Origin of the sequence: Desulfovibrio sp. OH1186_COT-070 (assembly GCF_003860215.1) — a bacterium.
In the GTDB taxonomy this organism is placed as follows: domain Bacteria; phylum Desulfobacterota; class Desulfovibrionia; order Desulfovibrionales; family Desulfovibrionaceae; genus Desulfovibrio.
Map to the genome: position 1 here is coordinate 1 of NZ_RQYH01000180.1, position 421 is coordinate 421.

At 33.5% G+C, this 421-nt stretch carries 2 protein-coding genes; both read left to right on the forward strand.

Annotated features, from left to right (window positions below):
* The coding region (locus tag EII23_RS13045) for a hypothetical protein (protein ID WP_221620425.1) at positions 1-190 on the forward strand (190 nt) is incomplete at its 5' end.
* A gap of 4 nt (positions 191-194) precedes the next feature.
* Positions 195-421: hypothetical protein (locus EII23_RS12440; protein WP_221620426.1), on the forward strand; the 227-nt coding region annotated here is incomplete at its 3' end.

Sequence of the window (421 nt, forward strand, 5' to 3'; positions counted from 1 at the left end):
CGGCATACCTTATAATTTAGCCGGCAGAATTTCAGGAGATGATGAAGAGAGTATAAAAGCAGATGCGGAAAGTTTATCAGACTTTTTCAAATCACAAACACCGCCACCACCTTTAAAAAACACAGAAACAAATACAAAAGGAGAAGATGTGGCATACCAAAATATATTAAAAGGATTAAAAGGAGAATAAAATTATGGCAGTATTATCAAAGGGTACATTGTTTGACCCGGAATTAGTAACAGATTTAATTAACAAAGTAAAAGGCAAATCATCACTTGCAGTTTTATCAAAACAAGTACCAGTTCCATTCAATGGAAGTAAAGAATTTACATTTACATTGGATAAAGATGTAGATATCGTTGCAGAAAATGGGAAAAAATCAGAAGGTGGAGTATCTGTTGAACCTGTAATCATAAGACC